Origin of the sequence: Mycobacterium gordonae (assembly GCF_002101675.1) — a bacterium.
GTDB lineage: Bacteria > Actinomycetota > Actinomycetes > Mycobacteriales > Mycobacteriaceae > Mycobacterium > Mycobacterium gordonae.
The window spans coordinates 17,449-38,220 of record NZ_LQOY01000023.1; the positions used below are offsets into that span (position 1 = coordinate 17,449).

The 20,772-nt window shown below is 65.1% G+C and carries 17 protein-coding genes and 1 tRNA gene; 9 read left to right on the top strand and 9 right to left on the bottom strand.

Going from position 1 to position 20,772, the window contains the following annotated elements; translation table 11 throughout:
• Positions 1-32: 32 nt before the first annotated feature.
• On the top strand, positions 33-1,259 hold the full coding sequence (locus AWC08_RS04550) for an N-acetylmuramoyl-L-alanine amidase (RefSeq protein ID WP_069433374.1): 1,227 nt from the start codon (positions 33-35) through the stop codon (positions 1,257-1,259).
• On the opposite strand, the gene AWC08_RS04555 is transcribed toward AWC08_RS04550, so the two are convergent.
• The 9 genes from AWC08_RS04555 to rpmH form a co-directional block, all read right to left on the bottom strand.
• Entirely contained in the window at positions 1,246-1,998 is a 753-nt protein-coding gene (locus tag AWC08_RS04555) for an acetyltransferase (RefSeq protein WP_065135489.1), read from the bottom strand. The genes AWC08_RS04550 and AWC08_RS04555 overlap by 14 nt on opposite strands.
• 363 nt (positions 1,999-2,361) lie before the next feature.
• The gene (locus tag AWC08_RS04560) at positions 2,362-3,339 is read right to left on the bottom strand and encodes a ParB/RepB/Spo0J family partition protein (RefSeq protein ID WP_065135490.1); all 978 of its coding nucleotides are present in this window, start codon (positions 3,337-3,339) and stop codon (positions 2,362-2,364) included.
• Between the two features lie 3 nt (positions 3,340-3,342).
• Entirely contained in the window at positions 3,343-4,290 is a 948-nt protein-coding gene (locus AWC08_RS04565) for a ParA family protein (protein WP_065135505.1), read from the bottom strand.
• 62 nt (positions 4,291-4,352) lie between these two features.
• Positions 4,353-5,051, bottom strand: a complete 699-nt coding sequence (rsmG, locus tag AWC08_RS04570) for a 16S rRNA (guanine(527)-N(7))-methyltransferase RsmG (protein ID WP_085087408.1) — start codon at positions 5,049-5,051, stop codon at positions 4,353-4,355.
• A gap of 109 nt (positions 5,052-5,160) precedes the next feature.
• Positions 5,161-5,718 carry a Jag family protein gene (locus tag AWC08_RS04575; protein ID WP_065135492.1) on the bottom strand — a complete coding sequence of 186 codons (558 nt, stop codon included), beginning with the start codon at positions 5,716-5,718 and terminating at the stop codon, positions 5,161-5,163.
• Positions 5,719-5,833: 115 nt separating this feature from the next.
• Positions 5,834-6,961 (bottom strand): membrane protein insertase YidC, encoded by a 1,128-nt coding sequence (gene yidC, locus AWC08_RS04580; RefSeq protein ID WP_069434945.1) that lies wholly within the window; start codon positions 6,959-6,961, stop codon positions 5,834-5,836.
• Complete coding sequence (gene yidD, locus AWC08_RS04585) at positions 6,945-7,307, bottom strand: membrane protein insertion efficiency factor YidD (protein WP_082986522.1); 363 nt, start codon at positions 7,305-7,307, stop codon at positions 6,945-6,947. The genes yidC and yidD overlap by 17 nt, the downstream gene beginning before the upstream one ends.
• Positions 7,304-7,666, bottom strand: a complete 363-nt coding sequence (gene rnpA / locus AWC08_RS04590; RefSeq protein WP_065135494.1) for a ribonuclease P protein component — start codon at positions 7,664-7,666, stop codon at positions 7,304-7,306. The genes yidD and rnpA overlap by 4 nt, the downstream gene beginning before the upstream one ends.
• Before the next feature lie 22 nt (positions 7,667-7,688).
• Positions 7,689-7,832, bottom strand: a complete 144-nt coding sequence (gene rpmH, locus AWC08_RS04595; protein ID WP_082986523.1) for a 50S ribosomal protein L34 — start codon at positions 7,830-7,832, stop codon at positions 7,689-7,691.
• 572 nt (positions 7,833-8,404) lie between these two features.
• On the opposite strand from rpmH, the gene dnaA reads away from it, so the two are divergent.
• From dnaA to AWC08_RS04635, 8 genes are all read left to right on the top strand, one after another.
• Entirely contained in the window at positions 8,405-9,907 is a 1,503-nt protein-coding gene (gene dnaA / locus AWC08_RS04600; protein WP_065135495.1) for a chromosomal replication initiator protein DnaA, read from the top strand.
• A 529-nt stretch (positions 9,908-10,436) separates the two neighbouring features.
• A complete protein-coding gene (gene dnaN, locus AWC08_RS04605) occupies positions 10,437-11,633 on the top strand; it encodes a DNA polymerase III subunit beta (RefSeq protein ID WP_065135496.1) in 1,197 nt (398 codons plus the stop codon).
• Positions 11,634-11,644: 11 nt separating this feature from the next.
• A complete protein-coding gene (gene recF / locus AWC08_RS04610; RefSeq protein ID WP_069434944.1) occupies positions 11,645-12,796 on the top strand; it encodes a DNA replication/repair protein RecF in 1,152 nt (383 codons plus the stop codon).
• Positions 12,793-13,332 (top strand): DUF721 family protein, encoded by a 540-nt coding sequence (locus AWC08_RS04615; RefSeq protein ID WP_065135498.1) that lies wholly within the window; start codon positions 12,793-12,795, stop codon positions 13,330-13,332. Before recF ends, AWC08_RS04615 begins: the two co-directional genes overlap by 4 nt.
• Before the next feature lie 244 nt (positions 13,333-13,576).
• On the top strand, positions 13,577-15,610 hold the full coding sequence (gene gyrB / locus AWC08_RS04620) for a DNA topoisomerase (ATP-hydrolyzing) subunit B (RefSeq protein WP_065135499.1): 2,034 nt from the start codon (positions 13,577-13,579) through the stop codon (positions 15,608-15,610).
• Between the two features lie 36 nt (positions 15,611-15,646).
• Positions 15,647-19,414, top strand: a complete 3,768-nt coding sequence (gyrA, locus tag AWC08_RS04625) for an intein-containing DNA gyrase subunit A (RefSeq protein ID WP_069434943.1) — start codon at positions 15,647-15,649, stop codon at positions 19,412-19,414.
• 72 nt (positions 19,415-19,486) lie between these two features.
• Positions 19,487-20,338, top strand: coding sequence for a DUF3566 domain-containing protein (locus tag AWC08_RS04630; RefSeq protein WP_065135501.1), 852 nt, complete (start codon positions 19,487-19,489; stop codon positions 20,336-20,338).
• A 65-nt stretch (positions 20,339-20,403) separates the two neighbouring features.
• Positions 20,404-20,477, top strand: a tRNA-Ile gene (locus tag AWC08_RS04635).
• Positions 20,478-20,772 lie beyond the last annotated feature (295 nt).

A 20,772-nucleotide genomic window follows, 5' to 3' on the forward strand; every position in this document is an offset into this window, starting at 1 on the left:
GCGGTGTCAATGAGTCCCGGAGGGCCCTTGGTATGCCGAGTCCGCGCCGCGAAGACGGCGACGCGTTGCGCTGCGGCGACCGTGGGGCCGCTGTCACCGAGATCCGGGCGGCGCTGGCCGCGCTGGGAATGCTGGAGAGCCCCGACGACGACCTGACCACCGGTCGCCACGTCGCGGCCGACGTGTTCGACGGTGAGCTCGACCACGCGGTGCGGGCCTTTCAGCAGCATCGGGGTCTCTTGGTGGACGGCATCGTAGGCGAGGCCACCTACCGCGCGTTGAAGGAAGCCTCCTACCGCCTCGGTGCGCGCACGCTGTATCACCAGTTCGGGGCACCGCTGTACGGCGACGACGTGGCGACGCTGCAGGCCCGGTTGCAGGACCTCGGCTTCTACACCGGGTTGGTGGACGGACATTTCGGCCTGCAGACGCACAACGCGCTGATGTCCTACCAGCGCGAGTACGGTCTTTCCGCGGACGGCATCTGCGGGCCAGAAACCTTGCGGTCCTTGTACTTTCTTAGTTCCCGGGTCAGCGGTGGCTCTCCGCACGCGATCCGCGAGGAAGAGCTGGTGCGCAGTTCAGGCCCCAAACTGTCGGGTAAGCGGATCATCATCGATCCGGGCCGTGGCGGTAGCGACCATGGATTGATCACCCAGGGTCCGGCCGGCCCGATCAGCGAATCAGACGTGTTGTGGGACTTGGCAAGTCGCCTCGAAGGCCGAATGACGGCCATCGGCATGGAGACCTTTCTCTCCCGCCCCACCAACCGCAGTCCGTCCGACGCCGAACGCGCCGCCACCGCCAATTCCGTTGGCGCAGACCTCATGATCAGTCTGCGGTGCGAAACCCAGACCAGCCCGTCGGCCAACGGTGTCGCGTCCTTCCACTTCGGCAATTCGCACGGCTCGGTATCCACCATCGGGCGCAACCTGGCCGATTTCATTCAGCGTGAAGTGGTGGCGCGCACCGGGTTACGTGACTGCCGCGTCCACGGCCGGACCTGGGATCTGCTGCGGTTGACCAGGATGCCCACCGTCCAGGTCGACGTCGGTTACATCACCAACCCGGGCGACCGGGACATGCTGGTCTCGACGCAAAGTCGGGACGCCATCGCCGAAGGCATTCTCGCCGCGGTCAAGCGGCTGTACCTGCTGGGCAAAAACGACCGGCCCACAGGGACTTTCACCTTCGCCGAACTTCTGGCCCACGAGTTGTCCGTGGAACGCGAGCGGGCCAGCAGGCTCAGCGGTTCCTGATCTCCGCGGTACCGCTGCCCGCGGAAGCGGCAGACGACGCTCCCACCGGCTGCTGCAGCTGAGCGTTTTCCAGCAGCCGCTCCAACGCGGCCTCGACTTCGGCCTTCCACCCCAGACCCTTGTCGAGCTCAAGGCGTAGCCGCGGGAAGTACGGATGCGGCGCGACCACTACAAAACCGGCGTCGAGCAAGAAGTCGGCGTCGATGATGCAGTGCTCGACCGAGCAGTCGCCGAGCACCTCGAGCACCGGTCGCACGTCGGCATCTACCGGTTCCTGCAACTCGCTCGCCGCCTGAGTGCGTCCGAACGCCTCGAGCGCGCGCACACCGCGGCGCACCAGCTCTTCGATGACTCGGGTGATCAGCTGGTGCGGCAAATCGTCATCGGCCTGCCCGCGTTCGATACCCATGGACGTCAATAGCACCGCATCGGCAGAGACCGGCGCGGTGGGAAAGCGCCCGGCGCGCGGCACGGCGCGCGGCGGGGCATACAGGACATAGCCCAGGCACGGCGGTTCGGCCTGGCTGCGCTCGTCGGGAACCGCCGTCGCCACCTGGCCGCAGGACCCCCACTCCAACATCACCATCGACAGCCACGCTTCTTTTTCGAACTCCGGGTCGGCGAGGTGCTCGTCCTTACCCAGGGCCGCGGGATCAACCTCCCAGAAGACGCAGCGGCGCGCGTGCTTGGGGAGCTGCTCGAAAGCTTCGAGCCGCAGCGCTGTAATCCGAGCTGACACTAGTCTCCTAGCCTCCATGCGGTACCCGAGCCCATGGCTTCACTCCTGCGCGGGCGGGCGGCCCGCAGTGCTATCTGCCCAACTCGCGTGAGGCTGATGCGCACCGGCAACCCTTCCAGAATAGGAGAGTCGGTCGCCGTCCGGCCAGTTTTTGCCCAGCGATTCCCCGAGGCGCCCGAGCCTCCCGCTGCCCGCGCTCGAGGGCCCGTCCGGGACGGTTGCGCTAGCCGCTTGGAGCTCGAAATCTCTTGATGCACACCACATCTCCGTTAAATGGCGGTGTCTCCAGCCGGACGGAAAACGGCTCTGGACCGGCTCAGTGTCACAGTGACGTAATTACAGAATATGTCCGGTCATGCCCGTTCAGGCCTTCTGTGCGGTCATCAAATCGATGATCCGCTGGAGGTCGTCGACTGAACCGAACTCCACCACGATCTTGCCTTTCCGTTTGCCGAGGGCCACCGTCACCCGGGTGTCGAAGGCGTTTGACAGCCGCTCAGCAACGTCCTGCAGGCCCGGCATCTGGATCGGTTTGCGACGCGGTGGCGTCGGCGTCGCCCCACCGTCACGGTTTGCCAGGGTGACCGCTTCCTCGGTGGCCCGCACCGAAAGGCCCTCCGCAACGATCCGGCTCGCCAGCTCCTCCTGCGCTTCGGGGCCGGCATCCAGCGACAGCAGGGCACGGGCGTGCCCCGCCGACAGCACCCCGGCAGCCACCCGGCGCTGGACCGGGATCGGCAGCTTCAGCAAGCGGATCATGTTGGTGATGAGGGGACGCGAGCGGCCGATGCGCGCGGCCAGTTCGTCGTGGGTGACGCCGAACTCGTCGAGCAGCTGCTGATACGCCGCTGCCTCTTCCAACGGGTTCAGCTGGACGCGGTGGATGTTCTCCAGCAGCGCGTCCCGGAGAAGATTGTCGTCGCCGGTCTCGCGCACGATCGCCGGGATGGTCGACAGACCCGCCTCCTGGGCGGCCCGCCACCGCCGCTCCCCCATCACGATCTGGTAGTGCGCACCGCTTTGCGATCCCTGCACCGCGCGGACGACGATCGGCTGCAACAGGCCGAACTCACGAATCGAGTGCACCAGCTCCGAAAGCGCTTCGTCGTCGAACACCTGGCGGGGCTGACGGGGGTTGGGCTCGATGTCGGTCGGGGCGATTTCCCGGTATACCGCACCCATCGCGGCGGCATCGGGAAGTGGGCCGCCGATCACCACATCGGCCGCCGCAGAGCCCATCCGCGGCCCGAACGTGGAGGCGTCGCCTTCCACCGGACCGGTGGGAATCAACGACGCCAGCCCCCGACCGAGGCCGCCCTTCCTGCGTGACGGATTTGTCATTGCCTATCCCCTCCCGGCGGATGGTCGGTCGCGTTGCGCGAGTTCGCGACTGGCGTCGAGATAACTCATCGCCCCACGCGAACCGGGATCGTAGTCGATGATCGTCATGCTGTAGCCGGGAGCCTCGGAGACTTTGACGCTGCGCGGGATCACCGTCCGCAGGACCTTGTCCCCGAAATACCGGCGCACTTCCTCGGCGACCTGATCGGCAAGTTTTGTCCGGCCGTCGTACATGGTGAGAATGACGGTGGTGACGTCCAGCTGAGGATTCAGGTGCGCCTTCACCATCTCGATGTTGCGCATCAGCTGTGACACGCCCTCGAGGGCGTAATACTCGCACTGGATGGGGATGAGCACCTCGGGGGCGGCCACCAACGCGTTGATGGTGAGCAGCCCGAGCGAGGGCGGGCAGTCGATGAAGACGTAATCGAAGTCGAAGTCATTCAACTCCGCCAGCGCATTACGCAAGCGGTTCTCCCGCGCGACCATGCTCACCAGTTCGATTTCCGCGCCGGCCAGATCGATGGTTGCCGGAAGGCAGAACAGCCGCTCGCTGTGTGGGCTGCGGCGCAGCGCCTCCCGTAGGGTGACCTCCCCGATGAGCACTTCGTAGGACGATGGCGTGCCGGACTGACGGTCGGCGATGCCGAGCGCGGTGCTGGCGTTGCCCTGGGGGTCGAGATCGATCACGAGCGTCTTGAGTCCTTGCACCGCCAGTGCCGCCGCAAGGTTGACCGCGGTGGTCGTCTTGCCCACCCCGCCCTTCTGATTCGCGATGGTGAACAACCGCCGGTGTCGAGGGCGCGGTAGCGGGTCATGGGTGGCGTGTAATACCCGGACCGCACGTTCGGCTGCGGCGCCGATCGGCGTATCGAATTCGGTCGATGTTTCACGTGAAACATTCACCGTGGGATTGTGCGCCCCAGCCGGACCCGCCGCCACCCCATGCATCGAGATGGCCTGCTCATCCTCGGCCGCAACGCGAGCGTCGGCGCGGAAGAATCTCATGGCGCTCACCTGTTCGCCCGTCGATCCGGACGTCCGCGCCGCGCGACCACTACCGTCGTCGGCTGCTCCAGAATGTTCACGCCACACCTCACCACCCTGACATCCACGGCACCCGATGCCGCCATCACACGCCGGTGCTCCCGGACTTCGTCGGGAGCGCGCTCCCCTTTGATTGCCACCATCAGTCCGTCTTGCCTCAGCAAGGGCATACTCCACTTCGTCAATTTGTCCAACGCCGCAACCGCCCGGGACACCGCGGCATCGATGCCGCCCAGTTGGTCCCGTACCGCTCGCTCCTCCGCCCGCCCCCGCACCACGCGCACCGCGAGTCCGAGCTTGCCGACCACCTCGTCCAGAAATTGGCTCCGCCGCAGCAGGGGTTCGAGCAGCACCACGTCGAGATCCGGGCGGGCGATCGCCAGCGGTATCCCGGGAAGTCCGGACCCACTCCCGATGTCGACCACGCGTGCCTCGTGGTCGAGCAGCTCGCTGACCACGGCTGAGTTCAGCAGGTGCCGATCCCAGATTCGATCGACTTCCCGCGGTCCCAGCAACCCGCGGTCCACGCCGTCCGTGGCCAAGATTTCCGCGTAGCGCTCGGCTAGGTCCAGCCGTTCACCGAAAACGGCTGCAGCGGCCGGCTGGGATTCCGTCGGCGACAGCTCGGCCGGTTCGTGCGAATCGACATGTTTCACGTGAAACATTCCCTCCGCTCTTCCGGCATCCCGTCTGATCAGCACCACCCGGTCGAGGTCGCTGGAACTACATCCCTGTAACTCCGACGGTCACAGACCGGTCACAGTGGGTCACGACTCAGTCACGCAGCACGACGACGCGGCGCGACGGCTCGACGCCCTCGCTTTCGCTGTGCACGCCGGCGACGGCGGCCACCGCATCGTGCACGATCTTGCGCTCGAACGGTGTCATCGGCGACAACGCTTCACGCTCACCGGTCTCTGCCACCCGGCGGGCGACTTTGTCACCCAGGGATGCCAGCTCCTCGCGACGGCGCCGTCGCCAACTCGCGATGTCCAGCATCAGCCGGCTGCGCACTCCAGTCTTCTGATGCACCGCCAACCTCGTCAGCTCCTGCAGCGCGTCAAGGACCTCTCCCCCACGGCCGACCAATTTGTTCAGGTCGTCGCTGCCATCGATGCTGACCACTGCACGGTTGCCCTCGACGTCCAAGTCGATGTCGCCGTCGAAGTCCAACAGGTCCAGCAGTTCTTCGAGGTAGTCTCCGGCAATCTCGCCCTCGGCAACCAAGCGCTCCTCAAGGTCATCGGATTCGTCGGCGGCGTCCGCGTTCTCCGCGTCCGGCGTGCCCGCCACGGCATCCGATTCCAGTTCGGTGGTGTCAGCGTCCGTCATGGCTCTCTCTCCCCTCATTCCCGGGTTCGTGTTCACGGCTTCGCGCCGCGGTGTCTTGCTGGAATTCTTGGAGTCCTCCGCGCTGGGCGGTCGACCCCGGCAAGTTCAGGCCTTACTAGCGTTTGCGCTTCTTCGGCCGTGCCCCCGGCCGCGGGGTGCGGCCCGGGCCGCTACTTCGGTTGGCGGGCTTGTTCGACGGGGCCTGCGGGCTCTTCGCGACCGGCTTCTCCTCGGCCGTTCCATCCGCCTGGGCTTCAGCTGTGTCGGACGAATCGGTCTCCGCGGAATCGGTCTCCAGCGCTGCACCGGTGCCGGACGCCGACTTCGTGCGTTTGGGCTTTGCCCCGGGCGCCGGGGCGTTAGCCGCCCTGCGTGCCAGCGTCTCCTGCTTCTTGGCCTCGTCCTCTTTCTCGATCATGCCGAAGACGTAGTGCTGCTGGCCGAACGTCCAGATGTTGTTGGCGAACCAGTACAGGATGATCGCCAGCGGCAGGAACGGACCGCCGACCACAACGCCCAGCGGGAAAACGTACAAGGCCAGCTTGTTCATCATCGCGGTCTGCGGATTGGCCGCGGCCTCCGGGCTCTGCCGGGCCACCGAGGCCCGGCTGTTGAAGTACGTGGCCACGCCGGCCAGGATCATCACCGGCACGCCCACCGCGATCACCGCCGGACGACTGAAGTGTTCGAAGGCGTCCAATCCGCCGCGCTGTGTCATCGACGCACCGATGGGCGCACCGAACAGATTGGCCTTCAGAAAGTTCTGTACGTCGACGGCCGTGAAGACGTAGTTGCCGATCAGCTTGTTCTGCTCGACCGACATCGACTGCAGACCGATACCCCCCGTGGTGCGGTTGAAGGAACGCAGTACGTGGTAGAGCCCGAGGAACACCGGGATCTGCGCCAGCATCGGCAAGCAGCCCAGGATCGGGTTGAAGCCGTGTTCGCGCTGCAGCTTCTGCATCTCGAGCGCCATGCGCTGACGGTCTTTGCCGTACTTCTTCTGCAGTGCCTTGATCTGGGGCTGCAGTTCCTGCATCTGCCGGGTGGTGCGGATCTGCCGGACGAACGGCTTGTACAGCAGCGCGCGCAGGGTGAAAACCAGGAACATCACCGACAGCGCCCAGGCGAAGAAATTGTCCGGTCCCAGGACGAAGGCGAATGCCTTGTACCAGAGCCACATGATCCATGACACCGGGTAGTAGATGAAGTCCAAGCTGAAAAAATCAAACAACAGATTCACTCTCCCCTTGCTTCGCCGGACGGTCCTCGACCGCCCCGCGCGAGACGTCCACGTCGGCCGGGCACCCACAGCGCTCCGGAATCGGATCCCATCCTCCCCGATGCCAGGGACCACACTTGCCAAGTCTGACCGCCGACAGCCAGCTCCCCCGAATCAATCCGTATTCGGTGAGCGCCTCTACGGCGTATTGACTGCAGGTCGGCATGAACCGACAGGTCGCCGGACGCAACGGCGAGACCATGTGCCGGTAAAGCTGGATGAGGTAGATCAACGCGCGAGCGACCGGGGTGCCGACCCTGCCGGCGGAGCGAACCGCGCCCCCAGGGCTCCACACCGATGTGGTCACCGTTCGGAACCCGCCACGTCGAAGGCGCGTCGCAGACCACTGCGCAACTGCTGCTCCAACCACGCCGACGAGACGTTGCGGCTGCTGGGCAGCGCACGGATGACAACCTGGTCGCGCGGGTGCAGGCATTCCAACATCGGGCGCGCCACATGCCGCAGCCGTCGCGCCACCCGGTGACGTTCCACCGCGGTACCCACTCGCTTGGCGATGATCAGGCCCACCCGGGGGCCCTCGGCGTCCTCGCGCTCACTTGCCCGTCGAACGTGCACGATGACATCGGGCTGCACCGTGCGCATCCCGTACTTCACCGTCGCGTCAAACTCGGTCGACCGCCTCATGCGGTTCCGTGCGGAAAGCACCGCTGGGAAACCCGAATTGCGATCAGGCAGTTAAAGCGCGGCGACCCTTAGCACGCCGGTTGGAAACGATTGCCCGGCCGGCACGGGTGCGCATGCGCAGCCGGAAACCGTGAACGCGGGCTCGACGCCGGTTGTTCGGCTGGAAAGTCCTCTTGCCCTTGGCCACCGCGTTCTCCTCGCTGTGTATGGCATAACAGTCCGCCCGGTGATGCTCGGCAACTCGTGGGCGAAGGTGTTCTCGCTTGCTGGCCGGCGCGGTCCCCGGGGTGTTCGTTCGGGTCGCAGCCGTATCGCCGACTTTCGGGCGACTGTTTGAGGGTACTGACGAGGCTTCTCCTGGTCAAACCTCGCCCGTCCCAACAGACCCAGGACAATCCCCGCTGGCTCACAACGCGGGTGCCCCCACCGCGGCCCGGATCGCAGGATCATGAAGAACGCCAGCAGAATACAAAGAACTGTTGGCAGCCGGAGCGAAAACTGTTAGCTTCGGGCGGGGCAGTTTTCAAGCCGATACGGACTTGGAACTCGGTCGACAATGACACTGAAACGAGGATGGCGGATCGACTAGCTGATCGGACAATCGCATGGTTGTCTCCAGCACGAAGATCGCAAGCCGTTGCCGGTAGGCTGCGGCTTGCTACTGACCTTCCTTTCCACATCTGTGGATAACCATGTGGACAGGTGCGCTGTTGCTACCGAAACGTTGTACTCCGACCGTAGGACCAGGGAGATGCGTCGTTGACCGATGACCCCGGTTCCGGATTCGCCACGGTATGGAACGCGGTAGTCTCCGAGCTCAACGGTGAGGCCGGCAATGGTTCCGCCCTCACCTCTCCGTTGACCGCCCAGCAAAGGGCCTGGCTCAAGCTCGTACAACCGCTGACCATCGTCGAGGGATTTGCTCTGCTCTCAGTGCCGAGCGTCTTCGTCCAGAACGAAATCGAACGCCACCTGCGCACCCCGATCACCGACGCGCTGAGCCGTCGCCTGGGACAACAGATCCAACTCGGCGTCCGCATCGCTCCCCCGCCCGCCGAGGACGACGGCGCCTTCTCCCCTTCCGAGGCCCCGGCCCCGATCGAGAATCCCGAGCCGATCGAGGCACGCGTTCCCGACGACGAGCACGGCGACACCGTGGTGGGCCCGGGGCAGAGCTGGCCGAGTTATTTCGCCGAGCGCCCGAGCGCCGCCGACACCTCCGCGGCATCGGGCACCAGCCTCAACCGGCGCTACACCTTCGACACCTTTGTCATCGGATCCTCCAACCGCTTCGCCCATGCCGCCACCCTGGCGATCGCCGAAGCACCCGCCCGCGCTTACAACCCGCTGTTTATCTGGGGCGAGTCCGGCCTGGGCAAGACGCACCTGCTGCACGCCGCCGGCAATTACGCGCAGCGGCTCTTCCCCGGCATGCGTGTCAAGTACGTCTCCACCGAGGAATTCACCAACGACTTCATCAACTCGCTGCGCGACGACCGCAAGGTGTCGTTCAAGCGCAGCTACCGCGACGTCGACGTGCTGCTGGTCGATGACATCCAGTTCATCGAAGGCAAGGACGGTATTCAGGAAGAGTTCTTCCATACCTTCAACACGCTGCACAACGCCAACAAGCAGATCGTCATCTCCTCCGACCGGCCACCCAAACAACTCGCCACCCTCGAAGACCGGCTGCGCACGCGGTTCGAGTGGGGACTGATCACCGACGTCCAACCGCCCGATCTCGAAACCCGCATCGCGATCCTGCGCAAAAAAGCACAAGTCGAACGACTGGCGGTGCCCGACGATGTGCTCGAACTGATCGCCAGCAGCATCGAACGCAATATCCGCGAACTCGAGGGCGCACTGATCCGGGTCACCGCGTTCGCGTCGCTGAACAAGACCGCGATCGACAAGTCACTGGCCGAAATCGTGTTGCGCGATCTGATTGCCGACGCCAGCGGCATGCAGATCAGCGCGGCCACCATCATGGCGGCCACCGCCGAGTACTTCGACACCACCGTCGAGGAACTGCGCGGCCCCGGCAAGGCCCGCCCGCTCGCGCAATCCCGCCAGATAGCGATGTATCTCTGTCGCGAGCTCACCGACCTCTCGCTGCCCAAGATCGGTCAGGCCTTCGGCCGCGATCACACCACGGTGATGTACGCCGAACGCAAAATCCGCAACGAGATGGCCGAGCGCCGCGAGATCTTCGACAACGTCAAAGAACTCACCACCCGCATCCGGCAGCGCTCCAAGCGCTGAAAATCCCGTCTCGTCCGGGATTTGTGGAAAAAACTTCTCTCCCTCAAGTCACATGAGCACCACCGCTGCGCTGTGGGTACTTCTGTGTACAACCTCCGCAAACTGGAGTGCAGCACCCGTCCCGCCGTGCACACCGGTGATTGGTCCCCAGTCACGCACCGCCGACCGCACAGCCTGCTGCACAGTCATCCACACCCGCCCGATGCCCGCACGCTGCGCCAAGAGCGGGCTGTCCCCAGATTGCACAGCCCTTAATACTGATATTGAGATCTCTTCGTAGTTTCTTGTTTGAAGTAAGGCGCTGGGGACATTCGTCGTTGACGCCCGCCGAAGTGGCCCCCCAACGCGGGTTGTCCCCGTCAACGGTTAGCTTTCAAGTTGGCCTCAGAAGCTCTACGGTTGTTGTTCGACTGCTGTTGCGGCCGTCGTGGCGAATTACTGAGCCAGCGGCGTTCGTCACGGAAGGTCCCCAACGCCGGCCGGGGGAGCTGGGCACGGATTTGGACGTCACGTTAGGTGAAGGGACGCAATGGACGCGGCTACAACACGGGCTGTCACCGACCTGAAGTTTCGGCTGGTGCGGGAGTCCTTCGCCGAAGCGGTGTCGTGGGTAGCCAAGAACCTGCCGTCCCGGCCAACCGTCCCGGTGCTCTCCGGTGTGTTGCTCAACGGCACCGACGACGGCCTGACCATCTCGGGATTCGACTACGAGGTGTCCTGCGAAGTGCAGGTCGCTGCTGAAATCGCCTCGCCGGGAAGCGTTTTGGTGTCCGGCAGGTTGTTGTCCGACATCACCCGGGCGTTGCCCAACAAGCCGGTGGACTTCTACGTCGACGGCAACCGCGTCGCACTGACCTGCGGCAGCGCCCGATTCTCGTTGCCGACGATGGCCGTCGAGGATTACCCGACCCTGCCCACCCTGCCCGAGGAAACCGGGACGTTGCCTGCGGAGTTGTTCGCCGAGGCGATCGGGCAGGTTGCGATCGCGGCCGGGCGTGATGACACGTTGCCCATGCTGACCGGGATTCGGGTCGAGATCTCCGGGGAGACGGTGGTTTTGGCGGCCACCGACCGGTTCCGGCTGGCGGTGCGCGAGCTGACCTGGTCGGCGCTGTCGCCGGACATCGAGGCGGCGGTGCTGGTGCCGGCCAAGACTCTTTCCGAGGCGGCCAAGGCCGGTGCCGACGGCACCGAGGTCCGGCTGTCGCTGGGCGCCGGCTCGGCGGTGGGCAAGGACGGCCTGCTGGGCATCACCGGCAACGGCAAGCGCAGCACCACCCGGCTGCTCGACGCGGAATTCCCGAAATTCCGCCAGTTGCTGCCGGCCGAGCACACCGCGGTGGCAACCATCAACGTGGCCGAACTGACCGAGGCGATCAAGCTGGTCGCACTGGTGGCCGATCGCGGCGCCCAGATCCGGATGGAATTCGCCGACGGCATGCTTCGGCTGTCGGCCGGTGCCGACGATGTGGGCCGCGCCGAGGAAGATCTTGCGGTGGACTACGCGGGTGAACCGTTGACGATCGCGTTCAATCCGACCTACCTGACCGACGGCTTGGGCTCGCTGCACTCCGAGCGGGTGTCGTTCGGCTTCACCACGCCCGGTAAGCCCGCGTTGTTGCGGCCGGCATCGGCTGACGACCCGGTGCCGACCGGCAACGGTCCGTTCCCGGCGGTGCCGACGGACTACGTGTATCTGCTGATGCCGGTGCGGCTGCCGGGCTGATCGGTCGGGGCGTGTACGTCCGGCGTTTGGCGTTGCGGGATTTCCGGTCGTGGGCCCAGGTGGACCTCGACTTGGAGCCCGGGCGCACCGTGTTCGTCGGGCGCAACGGCTTCGGGAAGACCAATCTGCTTGAGGCGCTGTGGTATTCGACCACCCTGGGGTCGCACCGGGTGGGTACCGACGCACCGTTGATCCGCGCCGGCGCCGACCGCGCCGTGATCTCCACCATCGTCGTCAACGAGGGCCGCGAATGCGCCGTCGATCTTGAGATCGCGGCGGGCCGGGCGAACAAGGCGCGGCTGAACAGGTCGCCGGTACGCAGTACGCGTGAGGTCGTCGGCGTGCTGCGGGCGGTGTTGTTCGCTCCGGAGGACCTGGCCTTGGTGCGCGGTGATCCCGCCGAAAGACGACGCTACCTCGACGACTTGGCGACGGTGCGGCGACCGACCATTGCCGGGGTGCGCGCTGATTACGACAAGGTGCTGCGGCAGCGCACCGCCTTGCTGAAGTCGTTGTCCGGCGCGCGGTTCCGCGGTGACCAGGGCGCGCTGGACACCCTGGACGTGTGGGACAGCAGGCTGGCCGAGCACGGGGCGGCGTTGATGGCCGCGCGCATCGGCCTGGTGAATCAATTGGCACCGGAGGTGGAAAAGGCGTATCAGCTGCTGGCACCCGAATCGCGTGCCGCCGCAATCGGTTACCGAGCCAGTTCGGAGGCAGTGGTGGCGCCGGTGGGCGACGATCAGCAAGCACTGCAAGCCGCTCTGTTGGAAGCGCTGGTTGCGAGGCGGAGCGCGGAACTGGAACGGGGTGTGTGCCTGGTGGGTCCGCACCGCGACGATCTTGAACTGCGCCTGGGCGATCAACCCGCCAAAGGTTTTGCCAGCCATGGTGAATCGTGGTCATTCGCGGTGGCGCTGCGGCTGGCGGCCTACGAATTGCTGCGCACCGACGGCAGCGACCCGGTGCTGCTGCTCGACGACGTCTTCGCAGAGCTGGACACCAAACGCCGGCGGGCCCTGGCCACCGTCGCGGAATCCGCTGAGCAGGTGCTCGTCACCGCCGCGGTGCCCGAGGACATTCCCGACGGCTGGGAAGCCAGTCGGGTGCGCGTCGAACTTGTCGACACCGACCTCGGCGCGGTGTCGGAGGTGCGGCAGTGAGCGAGGAAAACCAGGATGAGGTGAACCAGCGCGGCCTCGATCTGGTGCGGCGAACCCTGGAAGAGGCACGCGCGGCCGCCCGCGAGCGCGGACAGGACGCCGGACGTGGCCGCGCCGCGCCGCTACCGCGCCGCCGCGGGACCGGTGGGCGGCGCAGCTGGTCGGGGCCGGGACCGGACGTGCGAGATCCGCAGCCGTTGGGCCGGCTCACCCGCGACCTGGCCAAGCAGCAGGGTTGGACCGCCCAGGTAGCTGAAGGCACCGTGTTCGGTCAGTGGACGTCGGTGGTCGGGGCGCAGATCGCCGAACACGCGACGCCGGCCGGGCTGCACGACGGGGTGCTCAGTGTGACGGCCGAATCGACCGCGTGGGCCACACAGCTGCGCCTCATGCAGGCGCAGTTGCTCGCCAAGATCGCGGCTGCCGTCGGCAACGGTGTCGTGACGTCGCTGAAGATCACCGGCCCGGCGGCGCCGTCGTGGCGGAAAGGTCCGCGTCACATCGCCGGCCGAGGCCCCCGCGACACCTATGGCTAGGGTCGTTCCACTCGGTGAACGGGGGGCCAACCGCAGCCGTCTCAGAGCCGCCAGAAATTGACAAACCCTTATCTGGAACGTCGGGACGCGGCGACAGTGAAGAAATTGAGCGCACGGCGCAATCAGCAGGGTGGAAACGCGCCCACAAAATCGGTCCTGTCGGTCCTTCGCGGTAGAGTAGTCGGATGCGACCGCTGCGGTGAGGTGACCGCTCGCATGCAACCCCAAGGAGAGCATTCCGACCGTGGCTGCCCCGAAGAAGAAGGCACAAAACGAATACGGCGCTTCAGCCATCACCGTCCTGGAGGGATTGGAGGCTGTCCGCAAACGCCCGGGCATGTATATCGGCTCCACCGGGGAGCGTGGTTTGCACCACCTGATCTGGGAGGTGGTCGACAACTCGGTCGACGAGGCGATGGCCGGTTACGCCACCAAGGTCGACGTCCGGTTGCTCGACGACGGCAGTGTGGAGGTCGCTGACGACGGCCGGGGCATTCCGGTGGCTATGCACGCCACCGGTGCGCCGACCGTCGACGTGGTCATGACCCAGCTGCACGCCGGCGGCAAGTTCGGCGGCGAGAACAGCGGCTACACGGTCAGCGGTGGGTTGCACGGCGTGGGCGTGTCGGTGGTTAACGCGTTGTCGACGCGGTTGGAAGTCGACATCAAACGCGACGGGCACGAGTGGTCGCAGTATTACGAGCGCGCGGTGCCGGGCACCCTCAAGCAGGGTGAGACGACCCGCAAGACCGGCACCACAATCCGGTTCTGGGCGGATCCGGAGATCTTCGAGACCACCCAATACGACTTCGAGACGGTGGCGCGCCGGCTGCAGGAGATGGCGTTCCTGAACAAGGGTCTGACGATCAATCTGACCGACGAACGCGTCGAGCAGGACGAGGTTGTCGACGAGGTCGTCAGCGACACCGCCGAAGCGCCCAAATCCGCCGAAGAGAAGGCTGCCGAATCCAAGGCCCCGCACAAGGTCAAGCAGCGCACCTTCCACTATCCCGGTGGTCTGGTCGACTTCGTCAAACACATCAACCGCACCAAAAGCCCGATCCAGCAGAGCGTCATCGACTTCGAAGGCAAAGGCACCGGCCACGAGGTCGAAATCGCGATGCAGTGGAACGGCGGCTACTCCGAATCGGTGCACACCTTCGCCAACACCATCAACACCCACGAGGGCGGCACCCACGAAGAGGGCTTCCGCAGTGCGCTGACCTCGGTGGTCAACAAGTACGCCAAAGACAAGAAGCTGCTCAAGGAGAAGGACCCGAATCTCACCGGTGACGACATCCGGGAGGGGTTGGCCGCGGTGATCTCGGTGAAGGTCGCCGAACCGCAGTTCGAGGGTCAGACCAAGACCAAGCTGGGCAACACCGAGGTCAAGTCGTTCGTGCAGAAGGTGTGCAACGAACAGCTCACCCACTGGTTCGAGGCCAATCCGTCGGAAGCTAAAACCGTTGTGAACAAAGCGGTGTCGTCCGCCCAGGCGCGGATCGCCGCGCGCAAAGCGCGAGAGCTGGTGCGCCGCAAGAGCGCAACCGACCTCGGCGGCCTGCCGGGCAAGCTCGCCGACTGCCGTTCGACGGATCCCCGCAAATCCGAACTGTATGTGGTGGAGGGGGACTCCGCCGGCGGCTCGGCCAAGAGCGGTCGGGATTCGATGTTCCAGGCGATTCTTCCGTTGCGCGGCAAGATCATCAACGTCGAGAAGGCCCGCATCGACCGGGTGCTGAAGAACACCGAAGTCCAGGCCATCATCACCGCGCTGGGCACCGGGATCCACGACGAGTTCGACATCACCAAACTGCGCTACCACAAGATCGTATTGATGGCCGACGCGGACGTTGACGGACAACACATTTCGACGTTGCTGTTGACGCTGTTGTTCCGCTTCATGCGCCCGCTGCTCGAGCACGGCCACGTGTTCCTGGCGCAACCGCCGCTGTACAAGCTGAAGTGGCAGCGCTCCGAGCCCGAGTTCGCCTACTCCGACCGGGAACGCGACGGTCTGTTGGAGGCCGGGCTGAAGTCCGGCAAGAAGATCAACAAAGAAGACGGCATCCAGCGCTACAAGGGTCTGGGCGAGATGGACGCCAAGGAGCTGTGGGAAACCACCATGGACCCGTCGGTGCGGGTGCTGCGGCAGGTGACTCTCGACGACGCCGCCGCGGCCGACGAGCTGTTCTCCATCCTGATGGGTGAGGACGTCGAGGCGCGCCGCAGCTTCATCACCCGTAACGCCAAAGATGTTCGCTTCCTTGATGTCTAACGCCAGTCCGCGTTTCAACCAGCAGACGAGGAATTCATGACTGACACAACGCTGCCTCCCGGCGACGGGCCGGTAGACCGGATCGAACCGGTCGACATTCAGCAGGAGATGCAGCGCAGCTACATCGACTACGCGATGAGCGTCATCGTGGGCCGCGCCCTGCCAGAAGTCCGCGACGGCCTCAAGCCGGTCCACCGCCGGGTGCTGTATGCCATGTACGACAGCGGTTTCCGGCCGGATCGCAGCCACGCCAAGTCGGCGCGCTCGGTGGCCGAGACCATGGGTAACTACCACCCGCACGGTGACGCGTCGATCTACGACACCCTGGTGCGCATGGCGCAGCCGTGGTCGCTGCGCTACCCGCTGGTCGACGGGCAGGGGAACTTCGGCTCGCCGGGGAATGACCCGCCGGCCGCGATGCGGTATTGTCTCACCGCAGATGCATTGGTGCGCTTACCATTTGGACAGTCGATGCGAATCGGCGATGTCGTTCCGGGGGCTCGGCCAAATTCGGACCACGCCGTCGAGTTGAAGGTCCTCGATAGGCACGGTGACCCGGTTTTGGCTGATCGCTTGTTCCATTCGGGTGATCACCAGACTTTCAGGGTGCAAACTGCCGAGGGCTATGAGGTCACAGGCACTTCGAATCACCCCTTGCTTTGCCTGGTGAACCTCGCCGGCGTGCCGACACTGCTGTGGAAGTTGATCGAGGAGATTCGGCCAGACGACTACGTCGTCTTACAGCGCACGCCGCCTGTTGAATTCGGTCCGGCGAATTGGCGCGACGCCATGGAGGCACTCTTACTCGGGGCCTTCATCAGCGAAGGGTTCATGTCCGAGTCTCGAGCTGGTTTTAACAACGTCGACCGCGACTACTTCAACGCGGTGGTAGCGGCCTACGACGCGGTTGTCGGAGGCAAGCGGTACGTAGCTCAACGGACTATCGCGTCGGGTTCTGTGCTGAACGAGTTGGATATTCACGATGTTTCAGCTTTGAAGGGCACTCGGCTCGGTGTGCTCTGCGGGCAACGCTCCGCAGACAAATCGGTGCCCGAGTGGCTTTGGCAATCCCCCGCCACGGTGAAGCGGGTATTCCTGCAGGCGTTGTTCGAGGGTGATGGCTCGTGTTCGGCGTTACCCCGCAACACAATTCAGGTTTCTTATTCGACACGTAGTAGACAGCTTGCCATCGATGTGCAACAGATGCTGCTCGAGTTCGGAGTCATATCGCGCCGGTACCGCCATGCCGTCGGTGAGTATAAGGTCGTCATAACCAACCGTGCTCAGGCCGAGCTTTTCGCCACTCAAATCGGTTTCGGCGGCGCCAAGCAAAGTAAGCTGACCAGGATCCTGGGTTCACTGCCGCTCTGCACCGGCATGGACACCGACCACGTTCCCGGCCTGGCCGCTTTCATCCGCAGCCATTGCGATAGCCAATGGGTAGATAAGGAGTGGCTGCGTAAGCACAACATCGATCGGCTGTCCCGGTGGCGTCGCGACGGTGCGGAAATACTCTCGCGCATCGGAAACCCCGATGTCCGTGCCATCGCAACCGACCTCACCGACGGGCGCTTCTACTACGCAAAAGTAGCCTCGGTCACAGAGGCGGGCGTGCAGCCGGTGTACAGCCTGCGCGTTGACTCCGAGGATCACGCCTTCCTGACCAACGGATTCGTCAGCCACAACACCGAGGCGCGGCTCACCCCGTTGGCCATGGAGATGCTGCGCGAAATCGACGAGGAAACAGTCGATTTCATCCCTAACTACGACGGCCGGGTGCAGGAGCCGACCGTCCTGCCCAGCCGGTTCCCCAACCTGCTGGCCAACGGTTCGGGCGGCATCGCCGTCGGTATGGCCACCAATATCCCGCCGCACAACCTGCGCGAGCTCGCCGAAGCGGTGTTCTGGTGCCTGGAGAACTACGACGCCGACGAAGAGGCGACGCTGGCCGCGGTCATGGAGCGGGTCAAAGGCCCCGACTTCCCCACCTCCGGCCTGATCGTCGGATCACAAGGGATCTCCGATGCCTACAAGACCGGCCGCGGTTCCATCCGGATGCGCGGAGTCGTTGAGGTAGAAGAAGATTCACGCGGCCGCACCTCGTTGGTGATCACCGAGCTGCCCTATCAGGTCAACCACGACAACTTCATCACCTCGATCGCCGAACAGGTCCGCGACGGCCGGCTCGCCGGCATCTCCAACATCGAAGACCAGTCCAGCGACCGCGTCGGGCTGCGGATCGTCGTGGAGATCAAGCGCGACGCCGTGGCCAAGGTGGTGCTGAACAACCTCTACAAGCACACCCAGCTGCAGACCAGCTTCGGGGCGAACATGCTGTCCATCGTCGACGGGGTGCCGCGCACCCTGCGACTGGACCAGATGATTCGCTACTACGTCGAGCACCAACTCGACGTCATCGTCCGGCGCACCACCTACCGGTTGCGAAAAGCCAACGAGCGGGCCCACATTCTGCGCGGTCTGGTCAAGGCGCTCGACGCACTGGACGAAGTGATCGCGTTGATCCGCGCGTCGCAAACCGTCGACATCGCCCGCCAGGGCCTGATCGAGTTGCTCGACATCGACGAGATCCAGGCCCAGGCGATCCTGGACATGCAGTTGCGGCGCCTGGCCGCTCTGGAGCGTCAACGCATCGTCGACGACCTGGCCAAGATCGAAGCCGAAATTGCCGACCTGGAGGACATTCTCGCCAAGCCCGAACGTCAGCGCGGCATCGTGCGCGACGAACTCGGCGAGATCGTGGAGAAGCACGGTGACGACCGTCGCACCCGCATCATCGCGGCCGACGGGGATGTCAGCGACGAAGACCTGATCGCCCGTGAGGACGTCGTCGTCACCATCACCGAAACCGGGTATGCCAAGCGCACCAAGACCGATCTGTACCGCAGCCAGAAGCGGGGCGGCAAGGGCGTGCAGGGCGCCGGGCTCAAGCAGGACGACATCGTGCGGCACTTCTTCGTGTGCTCCACCCACGACTGGATCCTGTTCTTCACCACCCAGGGCCGGGTCTACCGGGCCAAGGCCTACGAGCTGCCGGAGGCCTCCCGCACGGCGCGCGGCCAGCACGTCGCGAACCTGCTGGCCTTCCAGCCCGAGGAACGCATCGCCCAGGTCATCCAGATCAAGAGCTACGAGGATGCGCCGTACCTGGTGCTGGCCACGCAGAACGGATTGGTGAAGAAGTCCAAACTCACCGACTTCGACTCCAACCGTTCCGGGGGGATCGTGGCCGTCAACCTGCGCGACGGCGACGAGCTGGTCGGTGCGGTGTTGTGTTCGGCCGAGGAGGACCTGTTGCTGGTCTCGGCCAACGGCCAGTCCATCCGGTTCTCGGCGACCGACGAGGCGCTGCGCCCGATGGGTCGCGCCACCTCCGGCGTGCAGGGCATGCGGTTCAACGCCGACGACCGGCTGCTGTCGCTGAATGTGGTGCGCGAGGGCACGTACTTGCTGGTCGCCACCGCCGGTGGTTACGCCAAGCGCACCGGCATCGAGGAGTACCCGGTGCAGGGCCGCGGCGGCAAGGGAGTGCTGACCATCATGTACGACCGGAGGCGCGGCAGGCTGGTCGGAGCACTGATCGTCGACGACGAGAGTGAGCTGTATGCGATCACCTCTGGCGGCGGGGTCATCCGCACCACCGCCAAACAGGTCCGCAAAGCCGGCCGGCAGACCAAGGGCGTCCGGTTGATGAATCTGGGTGAGGGTGCCACGTTGTTGGCCATCGCGCGTAATGCGGAAGAGATTGCCGACGCCGAGGTTGAGGGTGAAGAGTCCGGTAGCTGACCGGGCGGGGGGCAGACTCGCGGCGAACCCGGCATAGACTCAGCTACCTGAGCAGACATGTAAGGAGTCGGGGTGAGTTCACCGAACGAGCCGGGCGGCCCCAGTCAGGGTGACAACCCGAACGGGGACGGGGCTGTCGAACGTGCCGGTGCGCACCGGGCGGCGACGGGACCGGGCCGCTTACCGGAGGCCGCAGACTCGCCGCCATGGCAGCGGGGAGCTACCCGCGCGGGGTCGCAGGGCGGGTCGCGCCCGGCGGCCGACCCGCCCACCGACGTGCGGGCACCCACCGGTTCCGAAGCCCGCCTGAACCGTTTCATTTCCGGGACGTCCGCACCGACGCCCGGCCCACAGGCGGAGGTCCCAGCCGTGCGCAGTGAAAGTTCCCCCGCCGAGGCGTATGCCAGTGAGCTACCGGACCTGTCGGGACCGATTCCGCGGGCGACACCGCGGAAGCCGGAACGCCCCGCCGACACGCCGCCGTCGTCATCGACAAGCCGCCCGGCCGCCGGTGAGGCCCGGGAATCGCGCGGCGTTGCCGTGGGCTCCCGCCGCGGTCGCGGACCGGTGCGGGCCAGCATGCAGATTCGGCGCATCGACCCGTGGAGCACCCTGAAGGTCTCCCTGCTGCTTTCGGTGGCGCTGTTCTTCGTGTGGATGATCGCGGTGGCGTTCCTCTACCTGGTGCTCGGCGGCATGGGCGTGTGGTCGAAGTTGAACAGCAACGTCGGGGACTTGCTGAACAACACCAGCGGCAGCAGCGGTGAACTCGTCTCGAGCGGAACGATCTTCGGCGGGGCCGTGCTGATCGGTTTGGTCAACATCGTCTTGATGACCGCGATGGCCACCATCGCCGCGTTCGTCTACAACCTGACGACCGATCTGATCGGTGGGATCGAAGTGACGCTGGCAGACCGGGACTAGTGCATGCGTTTTGGGAGTCAGGCGGCCGGTGCGGTAATCTCGTCGCTCGGCCGTACTGGCAGTACGGGCCTATAGCTCAGGCGGTTAGAGCGCTTCGCTGATAACGAAGAGGTCGGAGGTTCGAGTCCTCCTAGGCCCACGACCATGTGCCCGTCAAAACGTCGTGTGAAGTTCGCGTTGCCACTGGCAGCGGCCGCCGCTTTGGGTGCGGCGGCAGTGGTGCGTTCCCGGCGTGACGTCGAGGTCTGGCATGTGGCACCCGATGTAACCCCTGGCGACGTGCCTGACAAACCAGAGGGGCCTTAGCTCAGTTGGTAGAGCACCGCCTTTGCAAGGCGGGTGTCAGGGGTTCGCGCATTATCTCTAGGAGAGGTAGATGAAAGTGGGTGTGACCAGCGGTGATACCGCCACGGTCATATCCATGACGGGGCCAT